The following is a 24,544-nucleotide window of genomic DNA, read 5'->3' as shown; positions in this document are numbered from 1 at the left end:
GATACTACTTTTGCCCGGATGGAGAAGATTACTGTAGAATGGGGCGGCCTGATCATTATGGAGCCTATGGCGATTGTGTGGAACTGGCTGATTACCATTTTTGGTGTGATGGCGTATTTTAAGCTGCGTAAAAACACCTCTCCCCCATTCAAAAACTGGAGTTTGTTCTTCCTCATCCTTGGCATTTCAGGATTTTTCGGCGGACTTGGCCACGGGCTTTTCCACTACTGGGGACTCACCGGAAAAATACTTCCCTGGACAACCGGCATCTTGTCAGTCTACTTTGCCGAAAGAGGCATTTACGCCTTTATCCCCGCCGAAAAAGAGGTTTGGAAAAAGAGACTACGGCTGTTTTCCCTTTTGAAAATGATCATCATGCTGGCCGGCATGGCCTTCGTCTCCTTTGACTTTTCGTGGACCAAGAACAACTCAATTATTGGTCTTACCCTTATTGTGGGCCTAGGGGGTTATTTACTTAGCCGGAAATATAAAGAACTGGTATATTTTCCTGTTGGCATACTTGTTCTTAGCTCCGCCGCTTTTGTTCACGGGTTCGACATCAACATCCACCCATGGTTCAACAGGGACGATTTCGCTCATCTTATTATGCTTGCCGGTATGAGTTTTTTTCTGGTGGCCCTTCAGAAATTTGATTTGAAATCACCTCAGGCTAATTGAAAGGCCTCTGAAAGCCCCATGCGCTCAATAAACTTTGAGCTTTCCCAACTTTATCGTTCTTCTCATTGTTACATGCTGGTATAAGCATTAATTTGCATCAGTTTTGCATCAGAACAGCCATTTTCTACATGTCCCAAATCAGTAAAGAACAAGTATTAAAGTCGTTGAGCAAGGTGGACGACCCAGATTTGAAGAAAGATCTGGTGACCCTTGGAATGATCAAAAACCTGGAAGTAGGTGACGCTAAAATCAGCTTCGCTGTAGAGCTTACCACACCGGCCTGTCCGTTGAAGGAGCTCATCAGGAGTCAGTGTGAGGACGTGATCTATGCTGACTTCGGAGAGGCTGTGGAGCTTTCTATTTTGATGACCTCCAACGTTACTTCTATCAGAGACAATGCGCCCCTGTTACCCGGCGTAAAAAACATCATCGCTATTTCTTCAGGGAAGGGCGGGGTAGGTAAATCCACTGTAACTTCCAATCTAGCCGTAGCGCTTTCTAGAAGCGGTGCCAGCGTAGGTATTATTGATGCGGACATTTTCGGGCCTAGCATCCCTACTATGTTCAACTGCGAACATGAGCAGCCCGGCATCATCGAAAAAAATGGAAAGAATGTAATTTTACCGATAGAACAATATGGCGTCAAGCTGATATCGATAGGTTTTCTTACCCCTCCCGACAATGCGGTGGTGTGGCGGGGCCCAATGGCCAGCTCGGCGCTGAAGCAATTTATTGGTGACACAGAATGGGGAGAGCTCGACTACCTTTTAATTGATCTCCCCCCCGGAACAAGCGATATACACCTGACCCTTGTGCAAACTGTGCCCGTTACTGGTGCGGTGGTAGTGACTACCCCTCAGAAAGTAGCCCTGGCTGATGCTCAAAAGGCATACTCCATGTTTAAGCAGCCTCAGATCAATGTGCCCGTGCTGGGAATCATTGAAAATATGTCGTACTTTACTCCTGAGGAACTTCCGAACAATAAATACTATTTGTTTGGCCAAAATGGGGGTAAGCTCTTCGCTGAGAAAAATAATGTACCTTTCCTTGGCGAAGTGCCGCTGGTGCAATCGATCAGAGAGTCTGGTGACAGTGGATACCCTGCAGTAATGAAAGACGGAGTAACGGCTGATGCTTTTAATAGTATTGCGCAAGCTGTGGCTCAGCAGGTGGCAATGAGAAATGCCGCCAAAGAAAAAACGAAAGTAGTTGAAGTTAATGTTTAAGAAATGATTGCTGACACACCTGAATATATAGCTTTGATGGGGCGCATAGAAAGTGCGCTTGATTCAATCAGACCTTATCTGGAGGCTGATGGTGGAAATGTCAAACTACTAAGCGTTGACGAAGGAAATGTGGCAAAGCTTGAGTTACTCGGCAACTGCGGATCGTGCCCGATGTCGGCCATGACGCTGAAAGCCGGCGTAGAAGAGGCTATTAAAAGAGCTGTTCCGGAAATAAGCAAAGTGGAAGCCGTGAATGTGGCTGTGGTTTGACGAAATAATTTTTAGCATTACCTCGTTACCTCTCATCCACGTTTTTTAACATACTCAATGAGCAGGAGGTTATACCTTTTTTTAGACTTTGCTGTTTGCATTTTTTTATGCGTTAGCCACCAAGCCTTTTCACAGGAAAAGTGCGGCACCGTCCAGCTGGAAGAAAAATACAGACCAATCATTGGAGAATCTGTCAAAGAGTTTGAATCGTGGGTTCAAACAAAAAAAGCTGAGCGTAAGCTTCGGCTGAGTAATGGGAGAACTGCTGAAGCCGTTTACACCATACCCGTAGTGATACACATACTGCATCAGGGCGAGACCTATGGCGAAGGATCGAACATTCCGCTGGAGCAGGTATTGTCTCAAATTGAGTTACTCAATCAGGACTTCCGTAGATTAAACTCAGACACGACCGATACAAGAGAGATTTTTAAGGCTGTGGGAGCTGACGCACTTATAGAATTTGCGTTAGCCAAAAGAGACCCTGAGGGCATGCCCACTAGCGGCATTGTAAGGGCTCGTGCCGGCAAAGACTCTTACGCCATAGGCGAAGAAGACTTGCTTCAGAAGGTTAGCTATTGGCCGCCCGACAAATATCTCAATATATGGGTAACCAACCTTAAATCGGGCTTGTTAGGGTTTGCGCAGTTCCCGGTATCAGACCTGATCGGCCTTAAGCCCAACATTGCTAATAAATTCCTGCCGGACGGCGTCACTATTGACTATGAGTATTTTGGCCAGGGCTTCAATGCAAAGGAGTTTTCTACTGGACGAACAGCAACCCACGAAATAGGACATTACCTAGGACTTCGGCATATTTGGGGCGACGGCGGCTGTGGATCAGACGATTACTGTTCCGATACTCCAGCGGCAGACAGGGCTAGTTCATCAGGCAGCTGCGAGCTATCAAAGGCGAGCTGTGGGTCTACCGACATGATTGAAAATTATATGGACTACAGCCCCGATAAGTGCATGAACATTTTCACAAAGGATCAAAAAGAGAGGATGAGAACGGTGCTGGAATTTAGCCCCAGAAGGAGGAGTCTCATAGGATCTGAAGCGCTGGTGGCGCCAACGCTTGTGGCCAATGATTTGGGCATAAAAACGATCATTAATCCGGTAGGCGGCATCTGCTCCGCCAGGTTTATGCCAGAGATAGTAGTGAGAAACTATGGCACCAGCATCATCACACAATTTGAAGTTAGCGCTGTTATCAACGGACTGGAGTGGGATTCAAGAACAATCTCCACCAACCTAGCCCCCCTGGCTGCCTACACCGTCACGTTCGATGAAGTGTTACTCGATGAAGGTGGTTTATATACCACTTCCTTTGAAGTCGTCAGCGTCAACCAGGCACTAGACAACAATGCCAGCAACAACAAGGTGTCGGTAGACGCCAGCTATCAAAGGCTGATTTCGCTGCCGATGCTGGAAACCTTTGAAGAGAACGGTTCTCAATTGGTCATGAAGGCCGACAACCCCGATCAGCCCTTTGCAGCCATCACGCTGGCGCCGAAGGCTTTGGCCACCAACCTGGCCATGGAGTTTGCCTACTTCAGTGCTGACTCGACACAATTTGGCGATTGGGAAATGCTCCTGTCTCCAATAATAGACTTAACAAAATACCCATCGCTCACCATCGATTTCGACTACGCCTATGGGCACGACGGCATCAATAATTCCGACGGTCTGCTGGTGGCGGTGTCGACCGACTGCGGCGCCACTTTCGAGTATGAAGATATTGTGTTCCAAAGATTTGGCGAAGACCTGGCCACCACCTATGTAGAACCCGGACAAGCATTTATTCCTTCCGGCCCAGCCGAATGGAAAAAAGCGTTTATCGCACTTAACAACTTCAAAGGAGCCGACAGGATACAACTCGCCTTTATCGGGCAAAATGGCCTCGGTAACAATCTGTTTCTTGACGACCTGAAAATATCGAGTAATAACCTGGCCGACTACGATATTGGCATTAGTGAAGTAACTGATCTCGCTTTTATTTCCTGTATCAACCAGCCGGTGCCAACGGTCGAGGTCAAGAATTTTGGCAAGGAACCCATCACCAGCTTTTCACTTTCTTACACAATTAACAACAACTCAAGGGAATTGCAGGTTAACAATATCTTCATTAATACCGGCCAAACGATCAACGTGCCATTGGAGATTGACGCCCTGGAAGATGGTACATATAAGCTTGAATTGGCCCTCGACCAACCAAATGGCAACACCGACCAACGAACATCCGACAACAGCTTCTCCCAGCTGTTTCATGTAAAAACTGCTACTGACGTTATCCCATTCAGAGAAACATTTGCTTCGAACAGGGGCATCGAAGAAACTCTTTTGCACAGAATTACGAACACCGATGGACGTACCTGGCAAATCCAAAGTGATGAAAGTCTCAGCCAGGGAAACAAAGTAGCCCGAATGACTTCGTACGACCTGACTGTGCTCGGTGATGAGTTTTGGTTGGCCACGAAAGTGCTGGATCTTGACGAGGTGGATGAAGCATCAATGTCTTTCAAGCTTTCTTATGCCAAAAGGGAAAACCGTTCAGAGCGATTAAGGGTGATGGTATCCGTGGACTGCGGGATCAATTTCAGAGATGTGGTGTACGACAAGCGTGGCAGTGACCTCGCCATTACCGAATCTGAAGAATTTTGGGCCCCCTCAACTTCCGACGACTGGAAAAGGGAAACCATCGACTTGTCAGCCTATGCAGGACACAGCAGTGTTGTGGTGGCGATTGTAGGCACCAATGGCAACGGCAACAACATGTATTTGGACGACATCGAGTTTTATCTATCCGGAGAGCCTACACCTGTTTTTCCCGTCGAAGATTTGATCAGGCTCTTTCCTAACCCTGCGAAAGAAGTAATTAATGTGGCCTTTAGCCTGGCTGAGAGGCAAACTGTGACACTGAGAATGCAGGATGTAAGAGGCCGGGTATATTTTGAAAAAGAGTACCCCAACACCTTGAACCAAATTTATGAGCTAACCACAGTAAACGAAGCCAATGGCATGTACCTGATACAAGCGATAACGAAGGACAAGGTAACTGCCCAAAGAGTCATTATCAGGCATTGAAAATCGTTCCGGTTGCGTAATTTTGTTTCAAGTCGGCAGTGATCGTTGTAATTATTAAATTTAAAAGATGAGAGTAGGAATATTCTTTGGAGGACAATCCAGGGAAAGAGAAATATCCTTTGCAGGGGGACGTACCGTTTACGACAACCTCAATAAATCATTGTTTGAGCCAGTGCTCTTTTTTATTGACAGCCTGGGGCAAATCATAGAGCTCGATTGGCAATACGTGTACAAAGGTACTATTCGGGACTTCTACCCCCCAGTGTCTCTGCTTCCGCCCAGTCCTCATCATTTTCAGGTGTATATTGAATCGCTGGCCGCTGAAGACCATAACCTTGCATTGAGTGCCGCCTCTCATGTTGGCCGCAAAGTCAGCCCCGAAGAATTGCCAACACTTATCGACTTTGCCTTTCTGGCACTTCATGGCCCTTTTGGAGAAGATGGCAACATCCAGGGGCTTTTAGAGTGGTACAATATTCCTTACTCCGGCTCCGGCATTTTGCCTTCGGCCATTGGGGTAAATAAGGTTGTCCAAAAAGACCTTTTAGAGAAAAACAACTTCTCTGCGCCCGCTTACGAACTTGTTAACAGAGATGCGTGGCTAACGGAAACCAATAAAAAAGCAGTCTTCGATTCTTTAAAATCAAAGCTAAAACTTCCGCTGGTCATCAAAGCGCCCAACCAAGGGTCGACCATTGGCGTGGCCATTATCGACAAGGACTCTATCGACGACTTTGTGGACGGCATGAACAGGGCATTTTTCATTGAAGAGATTGATTTGAGCTGGTGGGCGACTCTACCCAATGAAGAGAAGAGAAAAGAGCTGATAAAACTTACAGACATCAGGGAGGGCATTGGCCTTCCGGTGATGATGGAAGGTGAGTGGATAGCCCACCCCGAAAAACTCTGGGTGAAACTCGACCAGCTGGCTTCCACAAGAAAAGATACTATTCGGCTTACCAGTCAGCACGCTGAGGAAACAGTGCTGGTGGAAGCGTTCATCAAAGGCCGGGAGTTTTCTTGCATCGTTATTGAAAATGAAAACGGTGCGCCGATGGCATTGCCTCCCACCGAGATCAGAAAAATCAAAGACCTTTTCGATTACCGCTCCAAATACTTGCCAGGCATCAGCCGGAAAATAACGCCGATTGAACTACCCGATGGTGACATTCAGAGAATTCGGGAACAGTGCGAAAGACTCTTCACCGCCCTGCACTGCCAGGTTTACGCCCGGATAGATGGGTTTTACATGGAAGATGGAGGCATTTTTCTCAACGATCCGAATACTACATCGGGTATGCTACCCTCGTCGTTCTTCTTTCACCAGGCTGCTGAAATAGGGCTCAACCCGTCGCAGTTTCTCACTTACATCATTCGCACGTCACTTGCGGCCAGAATAAAAACCGGCAAAATGATCCACCAGATGAAAGGGCTGCTCAAAAAACTGGATACTGAGATTCAGCTTTTGGCAGTTTCAGAGGTCAAAAAAATCAGTGTGGGTGTGATCATGGGTGGCTTCTCTTCTGAGAGGCATATTAGCGTGGAAAGTGGAAGGAATATTTTTGAAAAGCTGGCCTCCTCCACAAAATACCACCCGGTGCCGATTTTCCTCACTGGCAACGAAGAAAATCATGAGCTCTACCTACTTCCGGTGAATATCATGCTCAAAGACAACGCCGATGATATAAGAGAAAAGCTTCATGCGGCCGCATCCAAAAGTGAGCATCCGGTCATTGGACATATAAAAACTGAAGCTAACGGAATCACCAACACCTATGCTCCCGGCACTATTTTGAAGTATAAGCAAATCAATTACGAAGATTTGTCAGGCTTAGTCGATGCCGTGTTCATTGCCTTGCATGGCAGGCCCGGCGAAGACGGTGCCGTGCAGGTGGAGTTGGAGAAGCTGGGCATTCCCTACAACGGATCGGGCGTAGACAGCAGCCGCATTACCATCAACAAATATGAAACCAATGAGCTACTGATGAAACATGGCATTTCGGTGGCCAATCACACGCTCGTTTACAAGGAGGAATACCTGGCGCATCCCGCTAAAACAATAGCCGAACTGGAGAAGAGCTTCACCTATCCGCTGATTGCCAAGCCGGCAGACGATGGGTGTAGTTCTGCTGTGAAGAAAATCAGAAACCAGGAGGAGCTTTGCGCTTTTGCTGAAATGATGTTTAGAGACACACCGGAATTTCTGCCTGCTCAGCAGCAAGTGCTCAAGCTGAAGGACAACGAGGAGTTTCCTCAGAAGAGTTACTTTTTGCTTGAAGATTTAATAGACAGGAATGGTGCCGCACACTTTTTAGAAGTCACCGGTGGCATGCTCACCAGCATCAACGACAATGGCGACAGAGCATATGAGGTGTTCGAGCCTTCGGAAACCCTGGCCACTGGCGACGTGCTTTCACTCGAAGAAAAGTTTCTGGCCGGAGAGGGGCAGAACATCACCCCGGCGAGGTTTGGTAAAACACTTGAAGAAAATAAGCGGGTAAGTGAAAAGGTAAGAAAAGACCTGGAAAAAGTAGCTGAGATTTTAAACATTGAGGGCTATGCAAGAATCGATGCCTTTGTACGTATTTATGAGGATGGCAAGATAGAAACCGTTATTATTGAAATTAATTCATTACCTGGAATGACACCCGCTACCTGTATTTTCCACCAATCGGCAATCAATGGCTACAAACCCTACGAGTTCATTGATGCGATTCTGACTTACGGTATGCAGCGACAAAAACTAATAGCCTGACCTAAACTGTAGCAAATGACACTTTTTCAATTCAACTCATGGAAGGATGTGCTGATCCAGCTGGCCCTTATGGTGGCCATTGCCGTCGTGTTCCTGCTCGGGTTCTTTTACGTCTATCTGCCCAACACCACCAACCATGGGGAAACCATTACAGTGCCCGACCTGGAAGGGATTCCTCTGGATGAGTTGGATGAATTCCTGACTGACCGGAATTTGCGTTTTGAGATCAATAAAGACTCTGGCTTTTCGTCGCAATACCCGCCGCTGGCCGTGCTCAAGCAGTTTCCACTGCCTAACTCGAAGGTAAAGGAAAATAGAAAGATATATATCTCATTGAATGCCAAAGAGCCGCCCAAGGTAAGGATGCCTCAGCTGGTAGATGGCTCCGTAAAAAATGCGCAGGTGGTGCTCAAAAGCTACGACCTTCTGCTGGGAGAAATTACGTACGCATCGGACATGGCCTTAAACGCAGTACTCAAGCAGCTCTACCAGGGAAAGCCTGTCAGCGAAGGAGCCTCGGTGCCTAAAGGAGCCAAAATTGATTTAATTGTGGGAGACGGCCTTGGCAACCAGGTGTTTAATGTCCCAACTTTAATTGGTCTTACATATGAAGACGCTGAATTTTCCGTTATTGGACAGGGCCTTAAGGTAGGCGACGTTCACTACGAAGAAGATGGCAAAGCGACGATAGAAGTAAAAAGTGCTGACGGCACAGTTTCCTACCAGGAACAGGCAATGCCACTGGGTACCGTTTTTAAACAATCACCTTCGGCTGACAAAAAGATCAAAATAGGCGACTACATAGACCTCTGGATAGTAGGCACGGAGCCAGAAAGATTCAATTAATGATAGAAAAAGGGCGATGGCTACAAGGCATTCTCTTCCTGGCAGCATTTGTGGCCGGAAGCCACAGTGCTATTGCCCAGCTTATCCAAAAACCAATCGCCTTCCCAACCAATAGCAAGTATTCAGCTTCAGGAAGAACGCTTGACGCCGATGACACCATCCAACTCCCGTTTTGGGACGACTTCTCGAACTATACCGGCCAGCCCAGCAACGAGTGGTGGGTGAGCAGCAAGGATGTATGGGTGAATGCCACGCTGGGGCTACACCCTCCCACCCTTGGCGTAGCCACATTTGACGGACTCAACAGTAATGGTATTCCTCACAACCCAACCTCCAACTTTGTGGGCCCGGCAGACAGCCTCACCTCCAGGGCCATCGATTTGTCGGTTATTCCTGCGAACCTCCGCAGCACAGTTTACCTGAGCTTCTTCTGGCAAATAAAGGGCCTGGGTGAAATTCCCAACACTGAAGACTCGCTGCGCCTCCAGTTTCTAAGCAGAGATAGTGTTTGGGTAACAAAGTGGATACTGAAAGGTGGCGAGGAAAACCTGAAGGAAGACTTTACGCAGCAGTTTGTACCTATTTTGCAGCCTGAGTTTTACCACGAGGGCTTTCGTTTCAGGTTTCAGAGTTTCAACAAACAAACAGGGCCGTTTGATCATTGGCATATTGACTACATCTACCTCAACCAGAACCGAAGCCCGTCCAATAACACCTACTTCGACAGAGCCCTCTCTGCTGCCCCACTATCGCCATTGAAAGGTATTTACGCATTACCATCAGGCCAGTTCCAGTCGGCCGCCGACAGGCTATCAGGCACGAGCTCATTTGAATTTTTCAACCTGGATGCTTTACTGCAGCCTGTGGAGTACAGTATTCAGATTGTGGAAGCCAGCACCGGACAAATTGTTTCTTCTGTTGATGAAAATCAGGTAGTCGATCCAATACCTCAGGGCCTTGAAAGGCGAACAATAACAAGTTCGCCCGTCGACACTGAAGCAATCAAAGCATTTTTGCAGGACAAGGACTCGGTCGTTCTAAATATGGATTTGTTTCTTAAAACGGGAGACAAATACCTCATAAGCAGGGTTGACCCCCTGACAGCCGACACTACCTATTTTGAAAATATCAACTATAGAAACAACGATACCACAAGTATTAGTCTTGCATTTTCAGATTTCACCGCCTGGGACGACGGCACTGCGGAATACGCAGCTGGCATCAATCAAAGCAGGGGGCAATTGGCCTATAAGGTGGCGGCATTGGCGCAAGACACCCTCACAGCGATTGACATCCACTTCCCAAGGATAGCACCCTTTGCCGATGGCCAGCCATTGGACATCATTGCCTGGAAGACACTCACCAATATCAACCCCACCTTGCTGGCACTGCAGCGGGTGAGTGTGGAGTTCAAAGAGGAGCTTGACCAGTTTGTGCGCTACAAGTTTGAAATACCAGTGGTGGTGAGTGACACCTTCTACATTGGCTACCGGCAGTATACCGACAATTTTGTGGGCATAGGGCTGGACAAGAACAATAACACCGGCGACAGAATTTACTTCAACGTAGGCAATGGCTGGGTGCAAAATGAAAGAACGGAAGGAAGCCTGATGATCAGGCCGGTATTCGAAAATGTGCCTTTCAGGTCAGTGACTGGCCTTGATGAAAAGCCCATCGAAGAATTAACCATTTACCCCAACCCCAGTCAGGGTATTGTCCACTTCTCAGAAAAGCCGGACGCTGTTTTCATAGCGGATGTTTCAGGAAGATCTTTCCCAGTGCAATTATCGGACACCCAGCGTCCGTGGTCAATCGATTTGACTCACTTGCCAAAAGGTCTTTATTTTGTGCAGTACATTTTCCAAAACAGGAAAAGTACATTTAAGCTGATACTGACCAACTGACCCAATCAATGACAATCCTCCCTCAGGAGCTGAAGACCTTAATTGACTCCAAAGCCGACTTTCTGTTGTTGGACGTAAGAGAAGAATGGGAGCACGAAGAATATCACATAGGCGGCCTCAATATCCCGCTGAACAGCCTCCCTTTCAGGCTACAGGAAATTGCGTCATGGAAAAGCAAAATGATTGTGATCCATTGCAAAGCAGGCACCAGAGGTCGAACAGGTACAAAGTATCTATTGAAACATGGGTTCGCAAATGTTAAGAACTTGGAAGGTGGCCTAAGCAAGTGGCCCTATTGAGTGGATTTTAAGAAATGGCGAAAAACGCATGTAAGTAGGAGAACCTAGTAGTATTCTACTTGAGAAAATAAAAGAAATCATCCGTTACGTTGTCGAGCAAATCAAATACAGGAAACCAGAAAAAGGCCTTGTTAAAAACAATCAAAGAGCTTAAATTCATCTGGATATGCCTGTAATAACCTTAAACCTCACCTTGCTTTTAGCCTTACTTTTCAGCCCCCTTCAGGAGGATGGGATCCTTTTAACGGATGTTGAAGAAGTTACTATTGGGTGTTTAAACCTGGACAAACTAGATATGCACTATGTCTTTAACAGTGCGGCAGAATTTACCAGGGCCATGTCTGAGTTTAGATCACCAAACATAAACTGCGGAAAGACACAAATAGCAGCAATTGATTTTTCCAAGCGAACCTTAGTCGGCGTAAAACTAGAATCAGGAAGCTGAATGACATTCAACCACTCGTCAAGTTTCCATCTTGAAGGGCAGAAGAAGATTATATGCCAAGTAAGGTTTGACGATGGCAATTGCTTTGTATTAAGGCAAAAGATCTTGTGGTGGAGTATTCCAAAAATAGCTAAAGAAGATGTCAGTTTTAACGTGAGACCTTATGAAAACTAGCCGCTTCCCTTCTTTTTCCAGTGTTTATTAAGCTTTTCGAATCGGGCACTCTCGCTTAAATAACGAAACCCGTGGCAAACTTGCCAATAACTAAAAGATACACACAATGGCATTCAGCATCACCTTATTTATCGCTCTCTTCTTAAGCCCCATTCAGGATGATGGAGTTCCCATGACAGATGTGGAGGAGGTTCAAATTGGATGCCTTAATCTAAATAAGTTGGAGGAAACCTACATATTCAACAGCGAACAAGAACTAGAGGAAACTCTCTATTCGTTCAAGTCTCCTCACCCAAATTGCAGCTATTTTCTTTTTTCAGATGTTGACTTTGCCACCAGAACGGTTGTCGGTGTGAAAATTTCTACCACCAGTTGTGACAAAATACAAACCCGCACCAGGTTTTTTAGGCAGGGAGAAGCCGTAATATGTGAAACCAACATCTCTCCATATAATGGGGGATGTCGCATTAATACGATAAACGTGTTTTGGTTTAGCATACCGAAAACATCATCAAATCAGATCAAATTCAGAACTACCATCAAGTGAGCAAAAAGTATTTTTGGTAGTATTCTCGACAAAAATGAGAGTTAGCTTTCACGAAAAAAGTGGTGTGCTATTCGCAAAAGTGAAAGAAACTACCTTAAACATTATTTACACTCCCGAAAGGCAGTTCTCAACTAGGTCGTAAACGGATTCGGGCTCCAGCAAATCACAAAGATTATGAGAGCAATCCAGCCGAGCACCTTGCGGTTGAAGTCGAGAGGCTGGTCGTGAGCTACCGGCGGGTGATAGATGCCAATAAACCGGCCCAGAATAATTCCGTAAAGCAGCCAGCCACTGTAGCCCTCCACTGTTGGGAAGATGAGTGAAACTACAAACTGAGCTGTGAAGATGCCTACAGCTACCATCCACCGGTTCAGATCATTTTCTGTCAGGCTTTGCATAACCCACTTCAAAAAATAGATATACACAGGAATGGCGAAGAGGTTGGGAACCGGCACCATGAAAAAAGTGGTTGTTGCAGTCCAATCCATAAAAGGCGTAACTATCCCCAGTCCCGCATAGAAGATGAAGGCGATGTAGAGGCCGGCTGACACCAGCCGTGAATTTTTGAGTCCAAGCAATCCGTAAACAATGTGCCCTCCGTCGAGCTGGCCAATGGGCAGCAGGTTGAGTGCTGTGAAAAACAGCGCCAGGTAGCCAGCCAGTATCCATGGATAGTGAATGATCTCGTTAGGGTGAGGCAACAGCTCGGGCTGTGTGGTCACATGCTCCTTAAAGAAATCGAACAAGATGGTGTTACCCAGGCCAATAGATGCCGTAGAATCACTATAGACATGGTTAGGATAATCCAGGCCATACTGTGCGTACTCAGGGTGAATTTGAAAAATATCTTCCTGTGGCGGCAAATGCGTGAAGCCATACCAAAGCACAAATAGCGCCACAACGAAACCTGCCAGCGGCCCTGCGATGCCAATATCGAAGTATTGCTGGCGGGTTTTAATTTTACCTTTGATGTTGATGAAGGCACCCATGGTGCCAATGCTGGGCGACCCCAGAAACCCCAGCCAAAGAGGCAGGTAATAAGGCAGGGTAACTTTGATTTTATAGTATTTGGCGGTGAGATAATGCCCAAACTCATGAAAGGTAAGAATGGTGAGAAAAGGAATGGAAAACTCCATGCCAGCCACGAAATCAGCCCAGGTGTATCCTTCGCTGAATAGCAGGAACTTGTTTCTACTCCACTCAGCACCAGCCAGTGTGGTGCAAATAAACGTGGCAATAAAAAGACCAATATGAATAAAAAGCCGTTTCTGCTCCTTCTTTTTCTCCGCTATTTCCAGCTCTTTAATTTGCTCCTGAAGCGACCGCTCCGGGCTGCTTCCTTCTATTTCTTCCATGCACTAAAACAGTTCTAACCAGCTATCGGGCGAAGGTACTAGAAACGTTTGTATTTTAAGCTTCTCAGCCCCTTTAAGGTTCTCTTCCTTATCATCCAGAAAGAGCACCTCCCTGGGGTTCAAATTATTTTCGCCTAACACCGTCTGGTAGATTTCCGTTTCCGGCTTTCGCATTTTCATCACGTGCGAAAAGTAAACTTTGTTAAAAAAATGGTCGAGTGTTGGCTTGCCTGTAGATAGCTGCAAGGTTTCATTAAAGGCTGATACATGAATGCCATTGGTATTGCTGAGAACAAATGTCTGGTAGGTTTTGCCCAACTCAACAACTTTATCTATTCTGCGTCTTGGGATGGCTCCCAGCATGGCATTCCAGGCTTTATTGATCTCTGTGTCGGTTAGGGACACCGCTGCAATTTGCCGAACGCTATCTCTGAACTCGCTATCAGAAAGAAAGCCCTGCTCGTAGTCAGTAAAAAGCTGGCTTTCATGAAGGCCGCTGAGCCACTGGTCGATAGGGCGGCCAGTCAGGCGTTCCATACTTGTATAGGTAGCCTCAGGATTTAGGTCGATGATGACACCACCAAGGTCAAATATGAGATGTTTAATTCCTGAAAGATTCACTGGATTCCTGTTTGTGTTATTAAAAGCAAATATCTAATATTGCAGTCCTTTTCGGAGGAGGAAGGTTAAAAGTTAGTGGTTATTCGTTAATTATTATCGAAATATTTCAACTGCCCTTTCACCGACAACGAATAACTCCCTCAGAGGGCCTATAGCTCAGTTGGTTAGAGCACCTGACTCATAATCAGGTGGTCCCTGGTTCGAGCCCAGGTGGGCCCACAGAAACACCTAAGCATCTCTCATTTTTTGGGAGGTGCTTTTTTGTTGGCGCAACAAATTGATTTGTTTTTGGGCTGTTTTAGGATCTGGTGTCAGTTAAAAAAAAATTAAAGTATTCATCAAACCCTCGCATTGTGATAACAGGCTGTGTCTGTAACACTCGCCTCAGTGTCGCCAATAAACTACACCTTTCATAGCCCGGCCAATAAATTCAGGCTGTCCCTATCCCGCCGAGTTTATGAAGTGCCTCCCCGGCCACAACCTTCGTTAGGCACAAATAAACAAGTGCAAATAACTCGATGACGCAGGCACGAGCCTCCCTTAAAACAGGTAGAAATAATCCCATTTCTACGCAACCAACATAGCATTAAGCAACCGATGTAATATTCCCATGGTTTTTTTTGTAAAAAATCAGGATAATATTTCACTCATCGGCTGAGCTGTCGGGCTTAGAACTAGTTCAGTGCTTCAAAATTCACTACTTATGTTTAATTTATAACAATCCCGCCCCAGCTCACTGAACTTCTACATCTTAGCGTCGCCAAAAATCAAGACTTACTTTTTCTATGATCAAAGCCCAATGCCATGTACTTTTTTGAAGAAAATTCGACGAATACTTGCTATTATTCTACCAAATACTCCTGTACTGTATTAGAATTATCTAATTTTGAATGTAGTATTATAACCTTACTCTCTTATTCCACTTTTGATATCTTTTCCTATTTAAGTAAGTCATTCTAGCCTGTATGAGAAATGTTTTTGTTGCTGCCACCTTCCTTTCATTGTTTGGCGCATTTTCCAATACCTACGCCCAAACCGGTCCGGCGGGCATCGGTAGTGGCGATGGCTCAGTTGCTCCACGAAATGTATTGTGGCTAAAAGCAGACGCAGGCGTTACCCAGTCGAGCGGTAAAGTAAGCGCATGGGCTGACCAGTCTGGCAACGGTCTCAATGCTGCCCAGGCGAATGGCACATGGCAACCAACCTATATTGCAAGCAATGCCAACCTGAACAATAGGCCATCCATTAACTTCGGGCCAACGGGCACCACCAACTATAATCTGGCGGTAAACGACAATTCACTGCTGGATTGGTCGTCGGCTATGAGCTTCTTTCTAGTAATAAGAACTGAAAGCAGCGGCGTCCAGGGAATTTTAAACAAAAGAACTGGCGTTGGAGCCAATCAGTCTTACCGGCTATTTAGAAACTCCGGCAGCATCAGTGCCGATATCAGCGACGGCGGCACTGCCAACGTAAGTGTCTCTGACAATACCAATTATATTATCTCAACCACTTACGATCACACGCTGTCCGGGAACAAATTCTTCCTCAATAGAAACTCTGTAACAAGTAGTGGCACCAATGTAACCACCCCGTTGCCAGACAATGCGTCGCCGTTATATATCGGAAACTTCAACCTTAGCGACAACCGAAGCTTTCCAGGTGACATTGCAGAAGTCATCATCTACAATGGGGCAGTAAGTGCTCCGCAAAGGGTCATCGTTGAAAATATGCTTGGCCACAAATATGGTGTCAACCTGACTACAAATGACATTTTTGGCAATCTGGGCACCTACAATACTTCTTACTTCACTCAGTACAGAGGTTTAGGAACCGTGGATGGCACTGTTAAGGTGACTTCGGCCACCTCCGACGCATTGCAGATTAGAGAAGTAAACAGCTCGCTGGACGCCGGAGAGTTTGTTGCTTTTGCGCACGATGGCACCGCACATGCCGACGGGCTTGCTACCCAAATTGGAGCTGGGGTTACTTCCCGCTGGGCCAGAAGTTGGTACACAGAGGTAAGCCAGTCTGGCGTAGTCAACGGAGGCGGCGTTAATGCAGAGTTACTCTTCGACTTTAGCGATGCCGGGCTCACCTATTCAGGCAACCTCAATGAATATGTTCTGCTTTACCGAAGTGATGTGTCCGCCAATTTCACGAGCATCTATGTAGACAAGTACTCACTTGAAAGTGGTGATAAAGTGGTAGTTTCTATTCCAGCCTCAAGGTTTAAATCGGGGTATTACACACTAGGGAAAGGAACTCAGCTCACATCTAAAACATGGTATGTGTTTCAGGACGGCGACTGGTCGAATTCAGCTACCTGGACGCTAGACGCCTCGACAGCACCCATTGTAAAGAACCCTGGCAACAATATACCCGGAGCTGAAGACGATGTAATTATCAGATCGGGTAGAACTGTGACCGTTCAGCCGGCCACAAATAACATAACCGTGAATTCGATGGAGGTGCGTGGCAACCTGTATCTTACAACTTCTACTGGTCACAACTTCAAAACGATAAACGGCAACGGTCAGATCAGGCTTCAGGGAAACGGCGGCACCGCCAACTTTCCAGCAGGTATCACATCAGGAAATATCGGCTTTTCTGACCCCGACAACGGCGGAACTTTGATAGTGGCAGGTGCCGGAGATATGACGCTTGCTGTTTCCAGGACCTTCAAGAACCTTCGGGTCGACAAAACAGCGGCTACCGACAAAGTCATTCTCGCCTCCAACTACAGCCTTTACGGAACCCTCACCGTTAGAAACGGAAGGTTTCAGTTTGGCGACGGCACTACCACGGCCAGAAGTCTCACCGTTGGCGGCGACGTAATAGTGGAAGACAACGGCAGCACCAGGGTCGGAAGCATTGTTACTGCAAACGCCAACGCTACTCACTCATTTACCATTTCAGGCAACTTCACCAACGGAGGTCAGGCATATTTCACCAACCGGACAGACTTTGCTTCCGTGGCAGCCAGATACAGCCCATCGACAGCTTACTACACTACGGACGATGTAACAGGCAGGGTCAACACCTTTTTTAATAGCGCCACCAAAGATCAGACCGTCGACTGCAACAACCTTACCTATTTCTCAAGAATTGTTATCGACAAAGGAACAGACGAAACCTTCACACTTTCCATTCAGGCACCAGACAGTGCCTATTTCCGATTGCTGGGAAGAGCCAACTACGATGTCAACTCGGATATAACTGCGGCAACGTCCAACCTGAACGCCTTCGCTCTTGTCAAAGGAACCGTAAAATTGGGAGTTAACGTGGCAGTGCCTGTAATTAACACTACCGGAAATTATTCGATCCCGAGTACTACGAAGCTTCAGATTGATGGAGGTTTTGTCGCCAAAACGGGTGGAACTGCCATAGTGCCGTATGGTACGGTTGAAGTCACATCAGGAAAGCTAATAGCTTCTGTTGGAAGCGGCTTAACTCTGAGAGACGCCGGAAAGTTAAAAGTCGATGGTGGTACGGTTTATATGGCAGCGTTCAGAACATCGGTAAATGGTCTTTCTGCCCAGGGAACCTACGAGCAAAATGGCGGCACCGTGACCATCAATGGAGGCGGTTCAGTCAATGCCGACTACGCCTTGTTCTCTCTTACCTACACAGGCAACGTTTTTGTAATGACCGGTGGCAATTTGATCGTTAACGGCAGAAACAATTTAGGTACTTCCAGCCTTAGAGGGAATATATTCATCAACTGCGACCCTGGTAATCAGGTGGTAACTGGCGGCACGGTCACTTTCCAATCCAGCACAACCACAGAATACCGAGTCACATCCAGAGCTCCTTTCTACAATGTAAAAATGAGAGCTACGGCAGCTTCGGTGGGTAATATCGTCCTGATCGGCACCACATCAGGCACCGGAGGAGGCTTGGACGAACCATCTGTCGCCGGGCAGCCTCTCGTAGCACTCAACGATCTTGTGATCCACGGATACAGCGACACTTATTACAACAACCCGCTGGGGGACTATCCAATTGTGTTTGCACCGACCACATCTGCTGTCAATGTTAATGACATTTATGTTGGCGGTTCCTTCTACGTTGGACGAAACTCAACTTACCAGGCTGTATTTGGCGGTGTTGCCCCTTACGATGGCATCGCAGACCTCCCAACAAATTTTAACACAACTTATTTCAATCAAACCATCGGCACTTCCGCCATCGACACTGTCTACTACGGAGTTACAGCCGGAACAGGGCAGCTTGAAGCAGGCAGCGTAGTGCTCAACAGAACCAGCGGCAATGAGCTAAGGCTGGTCGCCAGAAACGGAAACACAGGTGGAATCAGACTAGACGTTAACGGAGACATTTCTGTACTATCCGGAACAATGGATCAAAATGCCTATACGCTGAGGATTTGGGGTAGCATTACAAACAATGACCGCCTGGGGACTTATTTCAGTGCAGGCCCGTACCCAACTGCTACAGGTACTCCAGACGTCGCACAGATTCGTTTCAGAGAAGACCCACCAGTTACCATCACTACGACGGATGATGCGGTCTTCGGAAACATTAGACTCAACGTAGGGGTGGCTACTACTATTGAATTGAATAGTGATGTTCTCCTGGAAAGAGTAGAATACCTCAACGGCAGGATTTATGTAAAAAACCACACCCTGACCATTGATGAGATATGGAACATCAACAATGGCGGCGGAAACTTTTTCAATAGTGACGTAGCCAACGCAAGCGTCATTAGAGTTAACAACGAAGGCATCACAGGAAATATCCTCGTATTTACCGACGGAAACCCCAGCGACGGAGGGCTCAAACTCAAGGTAAGAGGCAACACAGTAACGGAGGATGTGACGTCGAGACTCAACAACACGGCCCCCATCACTTTTCCGGTTGGATTTACGCTTGATGGTGGCACTACTTTCTACTCGAGACCAGCTCAAATGAAGGTGAAAGACTTTTCCGACGATGGCTATGTCCAGATTAACGTAGTCTCAGGCGAACTGCAATTAACAGACCTTGCTGGCGGACAAATGCTTCAGCACTACTGGCGAGTGAGGCACTCTGATTTTACAACGGTGCCAAACGTAGCATTTCGTTTTTATTACAGGGCATCAAACAGCGTAATTGCTGGTGTCGACAGGCCTAGCTTAGAACCGGCAGGTCTGGAGGAAAACTATGTGCCTGGCTATGTTCTTGATGAAACTCCGTTTACACGGGCCTACGAGTCTAACCCTGTAAGTGACCTGACAGACATCGTTACATCCGCCTACCAAAACACAAACCAAAACAATGCTACCCGGTACATCACTTTTAATGGAACAAGCACTGGAGGAGAGTTTTCTCAAGCTGGTTTCGTAGGATTCCCTCTGGCGAACGCCAATTTTACAACAGGCCAGGCAGCAAGGTTTGTCAATGCTCCATTGATCTATTACACGAAGGGTCGTGACCTGACAGGGAACCAACCACTCTGGACAACAGCCAATACCTGGACAAGAAATGACCAGCCAGGTTTCAACGCCGCCAATCCTCACTTGAGTACAAATCCGGATTCGCCTGATACACCTGGTGCAGGAGATATTGCTGTGATTGGCTTCTTTCCGTATGATGACCCTAAAACCACCTACCGAGGCTACTCGCATTCTGCAAGGGTCGACGGGGGCGACGTGGTTGCAGCCCGACTGATATTTATCCAAATGACCGATAATTTGGGCAACGCACCTGTCGTCAGAAAACCATTATCTCAGCTTGGTGGGTCTAACGATTTTCAGTTTAGACCAACGCTCACCTGGAATTCTACAGGTAATATTCTTGTCAATGTGGTAGAAGGTGAAGGAACCATCCGTGTCAGAGGTGGCAGCACCAATCAGAATCAAAGGGATCCCAGCTTTGCAGCGGTTGATTTAGGCCTTTTCACAGCTCAAGATTCGTCTACGCTGTTGTATGAGGCATTTAACGACTACACCATCAACAATATTCCAGATGAAGTCCCTACCCTTTTTATCACCAACGACGGATGGGGAGCAAACAATCGTACTGTAACTATTGCTAAAAACTTCACAACTAATCAAAACCTGGAAATCAGTGGCAACTCCAATCTGGCATTAAGTAGTGCCTCCGGAGGAAATGCGACAGTCAATGCAAATCTATATTTACGACCATTGGTTGACGGTACTGGCGGAGGAGAACTTCGGCTGCCCAATACGGGAATCCCCTGGAACGTTACAGTAATTGGTGATGTTTACGTCGGAAATCCCACAGGGACTGCGGCAAGTGGTGGCAACGTGATCAGAGTTGCAAGCGGAGGCTCGGTTAATCACAACTTGTTTGTGGGCGGCGATATTGTCATAAATACTACCGGCAGCAATACAACAATTGCACCCAATGGCAATGGGTTGATTTTTGGAGGAAACGCTGAGTCAAATATTAAGCTCACGCTAAATGGGAGTCTTTCTGGTACATTCAACACAGTTAGTGGCGACGCACCACAACTGTACAGAATTACGCTAAATAAAAAGCTGAACAACGCAGCAGAATTTACATTCAACGACGGTTTCACACTTACTGGCCTGACCAATACCGCCGACAAGGCCATCGAAATCGTCAATGGCACTCTGGTACTTAACGATCCGTCAATCGACATAACACTTTCAAGCGGTGGTGGCAACTTCCTTCTGCCAAATTCGCTCAATGCTGAGGCAACCTCCGGGTCTGGTGGCTTAGCAATCCAGCAAGGTGTTGCCAGGGTCAGTGGTGCCAACACCGGAATAATCCTTGACGGGCCACTCGTGATCAGTGGTGGCTCGCTAAACATGGATGGCGGTGTTGGGGTCAACAACTTTATCGAGTATTCGGCTTCTGGAAATGCTTCCATTGAGCTTTCTTCAGGCACTCTGACTGTGGGTTCTCAGGTACGAAGAAGTACCGCTTCAACTTCAGGCATTCTCAAATACACGCAAACAGGAGGTGTTGCCGTATTTGGCAAAAATGCTGTACCCACAACTATCAGAGGGGTATTTGAAGTGATCAATCCCGGAAGTGAATTCCATCTTGATATCGATGGAGGTGCCGGCGAGTCATTTACCGTCGTTCGTCACCTCAACTCAACATCAGTACCAACTGTTCGACTTTCTCCGGCTACAAGCAGTATAACCGATGGATCAACAATTACCCTCGGAAATGCAGATACGCCAGCCTCTCAAACGAACTTTGGCATTTACTCAAGTATCAGTCTTGAAACACTGCGAATCGGGTCTGCCAACGTAACGGCTAAAATATACACAGCGCCTCTAACGGTAGACAACCTGTCGATTACCACCGGGAGCAGTTTCAATGCCAATGGCCTTGATCTAACTGTAAACGAGAGTGTTGTTAACGATGGCACGTTTGTTTCTGGAGGCACCATTGCCAACAACCAAACCACCTTCTTCCCTACATCTGCCACAGGAACTATTTCAGGCTCGGGGACTACTACCTTTTGGAACCTTGAAAAGTCGGGGTCTGGTTCACTAGTGCTTGCCAAGTCAGTTACTGTTGCCAACAATGCCTCAATTTTGGCGGGCACACTGAACACAGCTACCTATGCCTTCAACATCAAAAAGGACCTGCTGCACGACGCAACACACATAAGCGCAGCGGCCGGCCCGGGCATCATTTTTAATGGTACTGAGAAACAAAACCTTGGCAGGTCTTCCTCAGGACTAAGCTACTTTGGAGTTGTGAACCTCAATAATACGGCAGGGCTTATCATAACTGACACTGACGAAAACTTTCAGGTAGACCAAAAGCTTGTTCTTACTACAGGGGTACTTGATATTGGAGGTAACCTTCTTGTCATTCCTGAAACGTCAACCATCGAAAATGGAACGGGTGGAAAAGCCTATACAGACTTCAATGTGAACAGGATGATTCAAACCAATAGCTCTATTAAAGACTTTGGTCTGAGGAAGATTTTCCCAGCGATTACAGCAGGCAGCTCCACCTTCACCTTCCCGGTTGGCCTCACATCGTATACACCGGCTGTGATAAATGTGAACGATATTTCCGCCAGCTACATTACGCTAAGGCCAGTAGCAGATTTGCCGCCAATTGCCGAAGATGCAGAAACGGCTGGAGCCTGTACAGATCCTGAAATAGTCGACTCCAATAATGTGTTACAGTACTATTGGATCATCAAATCAAGCGGAGTCACTGGCCTCAATGGCACTCTGGAAATGTACTACGATGCAGCCGACTTTGCCGTAACAGCTCCCTACACGGTTGCCAACTATGGGCCTGCAAGGCTTTACAATCTGGGATCATTCTGGGACAAGGTATTTACCGAGTCTGAATTTGACGAAAACAATTTGAGAATCGCCTATCCTCTCAATTCCAATATTGACGGAACCCTTGAAGGTATATATACGGCTGGTGTGACCTTACAGAACAATGGCTCCTCATTGCTCTGCGGAGCCGCCATACCTGACATGGTTCCCACGTTTACAACTTACGAACTGGCGTCGTCCGGCAACTATTATAGCGACGCCTCCTACCAGGAAGGGACATCCCCCGCACCTGGCTCTTCTTCAGATATTGTCGTCAAGTCTGGCTACACCCTGGTTTTAAATTCCGATAATATCAGGATCAGGAAAACGACAATTGAAGCGGGTGCAACACTGGAAATTGCCTCTGGGTTCTCCAACCACAACCTCGGCTTTGTAACTGGTGCCGGCAACCTGAAGCTCACCTCCGACGGCAGTTCCGTAGCCTTCCCAACAGGAGACTATGAAGCATTCTTTCCAGATGCTAATTGTAGCGGTGGCGGCGGTCTGGAGTTTGCTGGTATTGGTTCCTATGCCGTGCTCAACGACATTCCCAATGTCAGAAGGCTGGTTTTTTCTGGTGCCGGTGATAGAACTGTACCGAATAATAATACGCTTAAAGTGTGTGAAGACCTGGAGATACTAGGAACAGTGAATGTGGTGGTTCCAGATGGCAATAATTCGACGTCAGTGTATGGAAACATATACAAGTCCGACGTTTCAAGCTTCGACAATGGTGGTGGAGCAAGCAAAGTAGTACTGAGAGGCCCTGCGGCACAAAGTGTATCAGGCAATTTCACTGGAACCAATGCATTTAATAACCTTGAAATCAATAATGCAAATGGAGTCACCATTGTAAACAGCACTGACGCCTCCAGGGGAATTAGTGCCAATACGGATGTTGATGTTGATGGGCAGCTTATTTTCACAAATGGACTCATAACTACCAATACCGACAATACGCTGAGACTAACGCTTAATGGCACCTTGTCTGGGTTTAGCTCAGCCAGGTATGTGAACGGCCCGTTTGTAAGAGTGCTGCCACCCAATGTTTCATCGTACACCTTTCCGGTTGGCAAGGGGACCAGAAGCGGCGAAATGCAAATCAAGGCGCCGACAGGTTATGTGGGCACTAAAGACTGGATAGTCGAATACTACAACGGAGGTGCATCTGCCATTGGCCCCGTGACGGCAGTTGACCCTGCCGACGGTATTGTGAAAGTGAGCGAGAATGAATATTGGATGATTAGCGTGCCTTCGCCAGCCAGTTCAAGTGTCCAACTAAATTGGAACAGCGGCTCAGACGTGCAAAGCACCATCAGCAATCTTCGAATGGCGTTTTGGTCGGGAACTCTTTGGGACATGATCACCACCACGAGCGCCCCTAGTGGTACGCCGACGGCTGGGTCAATGACGGCCGGCCCCCTCAGCTATAGCACAAAGTTTGTGACATTTGGAACGACCGACGAAGACACAACCCCGCTCCCTGTCGAATTTTTAAATTTTAGCGCTACTGAGCTAAATGGTGTTGCAATACTCGATTGGGCAACAGGCTCAGAAACCAACAATGATTTGTTCGAAATTGAGCGCTCCGAGGATGGCATAGTCTATCAAAAAATTGGCGAAGTAAACGGCGCTGGCACCACGACCGACAGGCAGGACTATGCGTTCACTGACTTTCAGCCATTCTGGGGAACGTCCTACTATAGAATCAAGCAGATTGACTTTGATGGCCAGCATGACTACAGCAAGGTTGCTTCTATCAAGATTCAGAAAGAAGCTCCTTCAATCAATGCATACCCCAACCCTATCCAGTCGGATATCAATGTCGCTGCCAGGGGTCTAGAGAAAAACTCGCCGGTATTGTATTATATGACCGACCTCAATGGAGCTTTGATCTTGCGAGGTGAGGGGTTAGCCGACAGACGTGGTGACTTTTTCAGCGCTATAATTCTGCCGGGAAATCTTAGCGCAGGAATTTACGTTTTAGTACTCGAATCGAAAAATCAAACACAAAGGTTCAAGTTGCTCAAAAAATAGCTAAAGGCTGTC

At 47.0% G+C, this 24,544-nt stretch carries 13 protein-coding genes and 1 tRNA gene; 12 read left to right on the top strand and 2 right to left on the bottom strand.

The annotated features are described in order from the left end of the window. Positions 1 to 18 precede the first annotated feature (18 nt). The 10 genes from RIF36_RS04310 to RIF36_RS04265 all read left to right on the top strand — a co-directional run bounded on the left by RIF36_RS04310 (position 19) and on the right by RIF36_RS04265 (position 12,231). Positions 19 to 678, top strand: a complete 660-nt coding sequence (locus RIF36_RS04310; RefSeq protein ID WP_350119568.1) for a DUF6962 family protein — start codon at positions 19 to 21, stop codon at positions 676 to 678. 128 nt (positions 679 to 806) lie between these two features. After that, positions 807 to 1,904, top strand: a complete 1,098-nt coding sequence (locus RIF36_RS04305) for an Mrp/NBP35 family ATP-binding protein (protein WP_350119571.1) — start codon at positions 807 to 809, stop codon at positions 1,902 to 1,904. Between the two features lie 3 nt (positions 1,905 to 1,907). After that, positions 1,908 to 2,174 carry a NifU family protein gene (locus RIF36_RS04300; RefSeq protein WP_350071962.1) on the top strand — a complete coding sequence of 89 codons (267 nt, stop codon included), beginning with the start codon at positions 1,908 to 1,910 and terminating at the stop codon, positions 2,172 to 2,174. Between the two features lie 57 nt (positions 2,175 to 2,231). Next, on the top strand, positions 2,232 to 5,261 hold the full coding sequence (locus RIF36_RS04295) for a M43 family zinc metalloprotease (protein ID WP_350119574.1): 3,030 nt from the start codon (positions 2,232 to 2,234) through the stop codon (positions 5,259 to 5,261). 67 nt (positions 5,262 to 5,328) lie between these two features. Further along, positions 5,329 to 8,016, top strand: a complete 2,688-nt coding sequence (locus RIF36_RS04290) for a D-alanine--D-alanine ligase family protein (RefSeq protein ID WP_350119577.1) — start codon at positions 5,329 to 5,331, stop codon at positions 8,014 to 8,016. Between the two features lie 15 nt (positions 8,017 to 8,031). Next, positions 8,032 to 8,862 carry a PASTA domain-containing protein gene (locus RIF36_RS04285; RefSeq protein WP_350086269.1) on the top strand — a complete coding sequence of 277 codons (831 nt, stop codon included), beginning with the start codon at positions 8,032 to 8,034 and terminating at the stop codon, positions 8,860 to 8,862. Further along, entirely contained in the window at positions 8,862 to 10,766 is a 1,905-nt protein-coding gene (locus tag RIF36_RS04280) for a T9SS type A sorting domain-containing protein (RefSeq protein WP_350119580.1), read from the top strand. The genes RIF36_RS04285 and RIF36_RS04280 overlap by 1 nt, the downstream gene beginning before the upstream one ends. 8 nt (positions 10,767 to 10,774) lie before the next feature. Then, positions 10,775 to 11,065: a rhodanese-like domain-containing protein gene (locus tag RIF36_RS04275; RefSeq protein ID WP_350119583.1), complete on the top strand. Its 291-nt coding sequence runs from the start codon at positions 10,775 to 10,777 to the stop codon at positions 11,063 to 11,065. Between the two features lie 166 nt (positions 11,066 to 11,231). Then, complete coding sequence (locus tag RIF36_RS04270) at positions 11,232 to 11,510, top strand: hypothetical protein (protein WP_350119586.1); 279 nt, start codon at positions 11,232 to 11,234, stop codon at positions 11,508 to 11,510. Positions 11,511 to 11,790: 280 nt separating this feature from the next. Further along, positions 11,791 to 12,231: a hypothetical protein gene (locus RIF36_RS04265; protein ID WP_350119589.1), complete on the top strand. Its 441-nt coding sequence runs from the start codon at positions 11,791 to 11,793 to the stop codon at positions 12,229 to 12,231. Positions 12,232 to 12,362: 131 nt separating this feature from the next. Here RIF36_RS04265 and RIF36_RS04260 read toward each other — a convergent pair whose 3' ends face one another. Both RIF36_RS04260 and RIF36_RS04255 read right to left on the bottom strand, forming a co-directional pair. Continuing rightward, entirely contained in the window at positions 12,363 to 13,586 is a 1,224-nt protein-coding gene (locus RIF36_RS04260; RefSeq protein WP_350119592.1) for a site-2 protease family protein, read from the bottom strand. Between the two features lie 3 nt (positions 13,587 to 13,589). Continuing rightward, positions 13,590 to 14,207 carry an HAD family hydrolase gene (locus tag RIF36_RS04255; RefSeq protein WP_350071948.1) on the bottom strand — a complete coding sequence of 206 codons (618 nt, stop codon included), beginning with the start codon at positions 14,205 to 14,207 and terminating at the stop codon, positions 13,590 to 13,592. Positions 14,208 to 14,352: 145 nt separating this feature from the next. Here RIF36_RS04255 and RIF36_RS04250 point away from each other — a divergent pair. Beyond that, positions 14,353 to 14,426, top strand: a tRNA-Ile gene (locus tag RIF36_RS04250). 746 nt (positions 14,427 to 15,172) lie between these two features. Beyond that, positions 15,173 to 24,532, top strand: coding sequence for a hypothetical protein (locus tag RIF36_RS04245; RefSeq protein WP_350119595.1), 9,360 nt, complete (start codon positions 15,173 to 15,175; stop codon positions 24,530 to 24,532). Positions 24,533 to 24,544 lie beyond the last annotated feature (12 nt).

The organism is Imperialibacter sp. (assembly GCF_040222815.1).
In the GTDB taxonomy this organism is placed as follows: domain Bacteria; phylum Bacteroidota; class Bacteroidia; order Cytophagales; family Cyclobacteriaceae; genus Imperialibacter.
The sequence above is the reverse complement of the archived record's forward strand: the minus strand, read 5'-3'. Positions and strand labels throughout refer to the sequence as shown.

Excerpts from the sequence above, each read along its gene's own strand:
- RIF36_RS04310 (WP_350119568.1), top strand. The coding sequence starts at position 19 with ATGGAGAAGATTACTGTAGAATGGGGCGGCCTGATCATTATGGAGCCT.
- RIF36_RS04305 (WP_350119571.1), top strand. The coding sequence starts at position 807 with ATGTCCCAAATCAGTAAAGAACAAGTATTAAAGTCGTTGAGCAAGGTG.
- RIF36_RS04300 (WP_350071962.1), top strand. The coding sequence starts at position 1,908 with ATGATTGCTGACACACCTGAATATATAGCTTTGATGGGGCGCATAGAA.
- RIF36_RS04295 (WP_350119574.1), top strand. The coding sequence starts at position 2,232 with ATGAGCAGGAGGTTATACCTTTTTTTAGACTTTGCTGTTTGCATTTTT.
- RIF36_RS04290 (WP_350119577.1), top strand. The coding sequence starts at position 5,329 with ATGAGAGTAGGAATATTCTTTGGAGGACAATCCAGGGAAAGAGAAATA.
- RIF36_RS04285 (WP_350086269.1), top strand. The coding sequence starts at position 8,032 with ATGACACTTTTTCAATTCAACTCATGGAAGGATGTGCTGATCCAGCTG.
- RIF36_RS04280 (WP_350119580.1), top strand. The coding sequence starts at position 8,862 with ATGATAGAAAAAGGGCGATGGCTACAAGGCATTCTCTTCCTGGCAGCA.
- RIF36_RS04275 (WP_350119583.1), top strand. The coding sequence starts at position 10,775 with ATGACAATCCTCCCTCAGGAGCTGAAGACCTTAATTGACTCCAAAGCC.
- RIF36_RS04270 (WP_350119586.1), top strand. The coding sequence starts at position 11,232 with ATGCCTGTAATAACCTTAAACCTCACCTTGCTTTTAGCCTTACTTTTC.
- RIF36_RS04265 (WP_350119589.1), top strand. The coding sequence starts at position 11,791 with ATGGCATTCAGCATCACCTTATTTATCGCTCTCTTCTTAAGCCCCATT.
- RIF36_RS04260 (WP_350119592.1), bottom strand. The coding sequence starts at position 13,586 with ATGGAAGAAATAGAAGGAAGCAGCCCGGAGCGGTCGCTTCAGGAGCAA.
- RIF36_RS04245 (WP_350119595.1), top strand. The coding sequence starts at position 15,173 with ATGAGAAATGTTTTTGTTGCTGCCACCTTCCTTTCATTGTTTGGCGCA.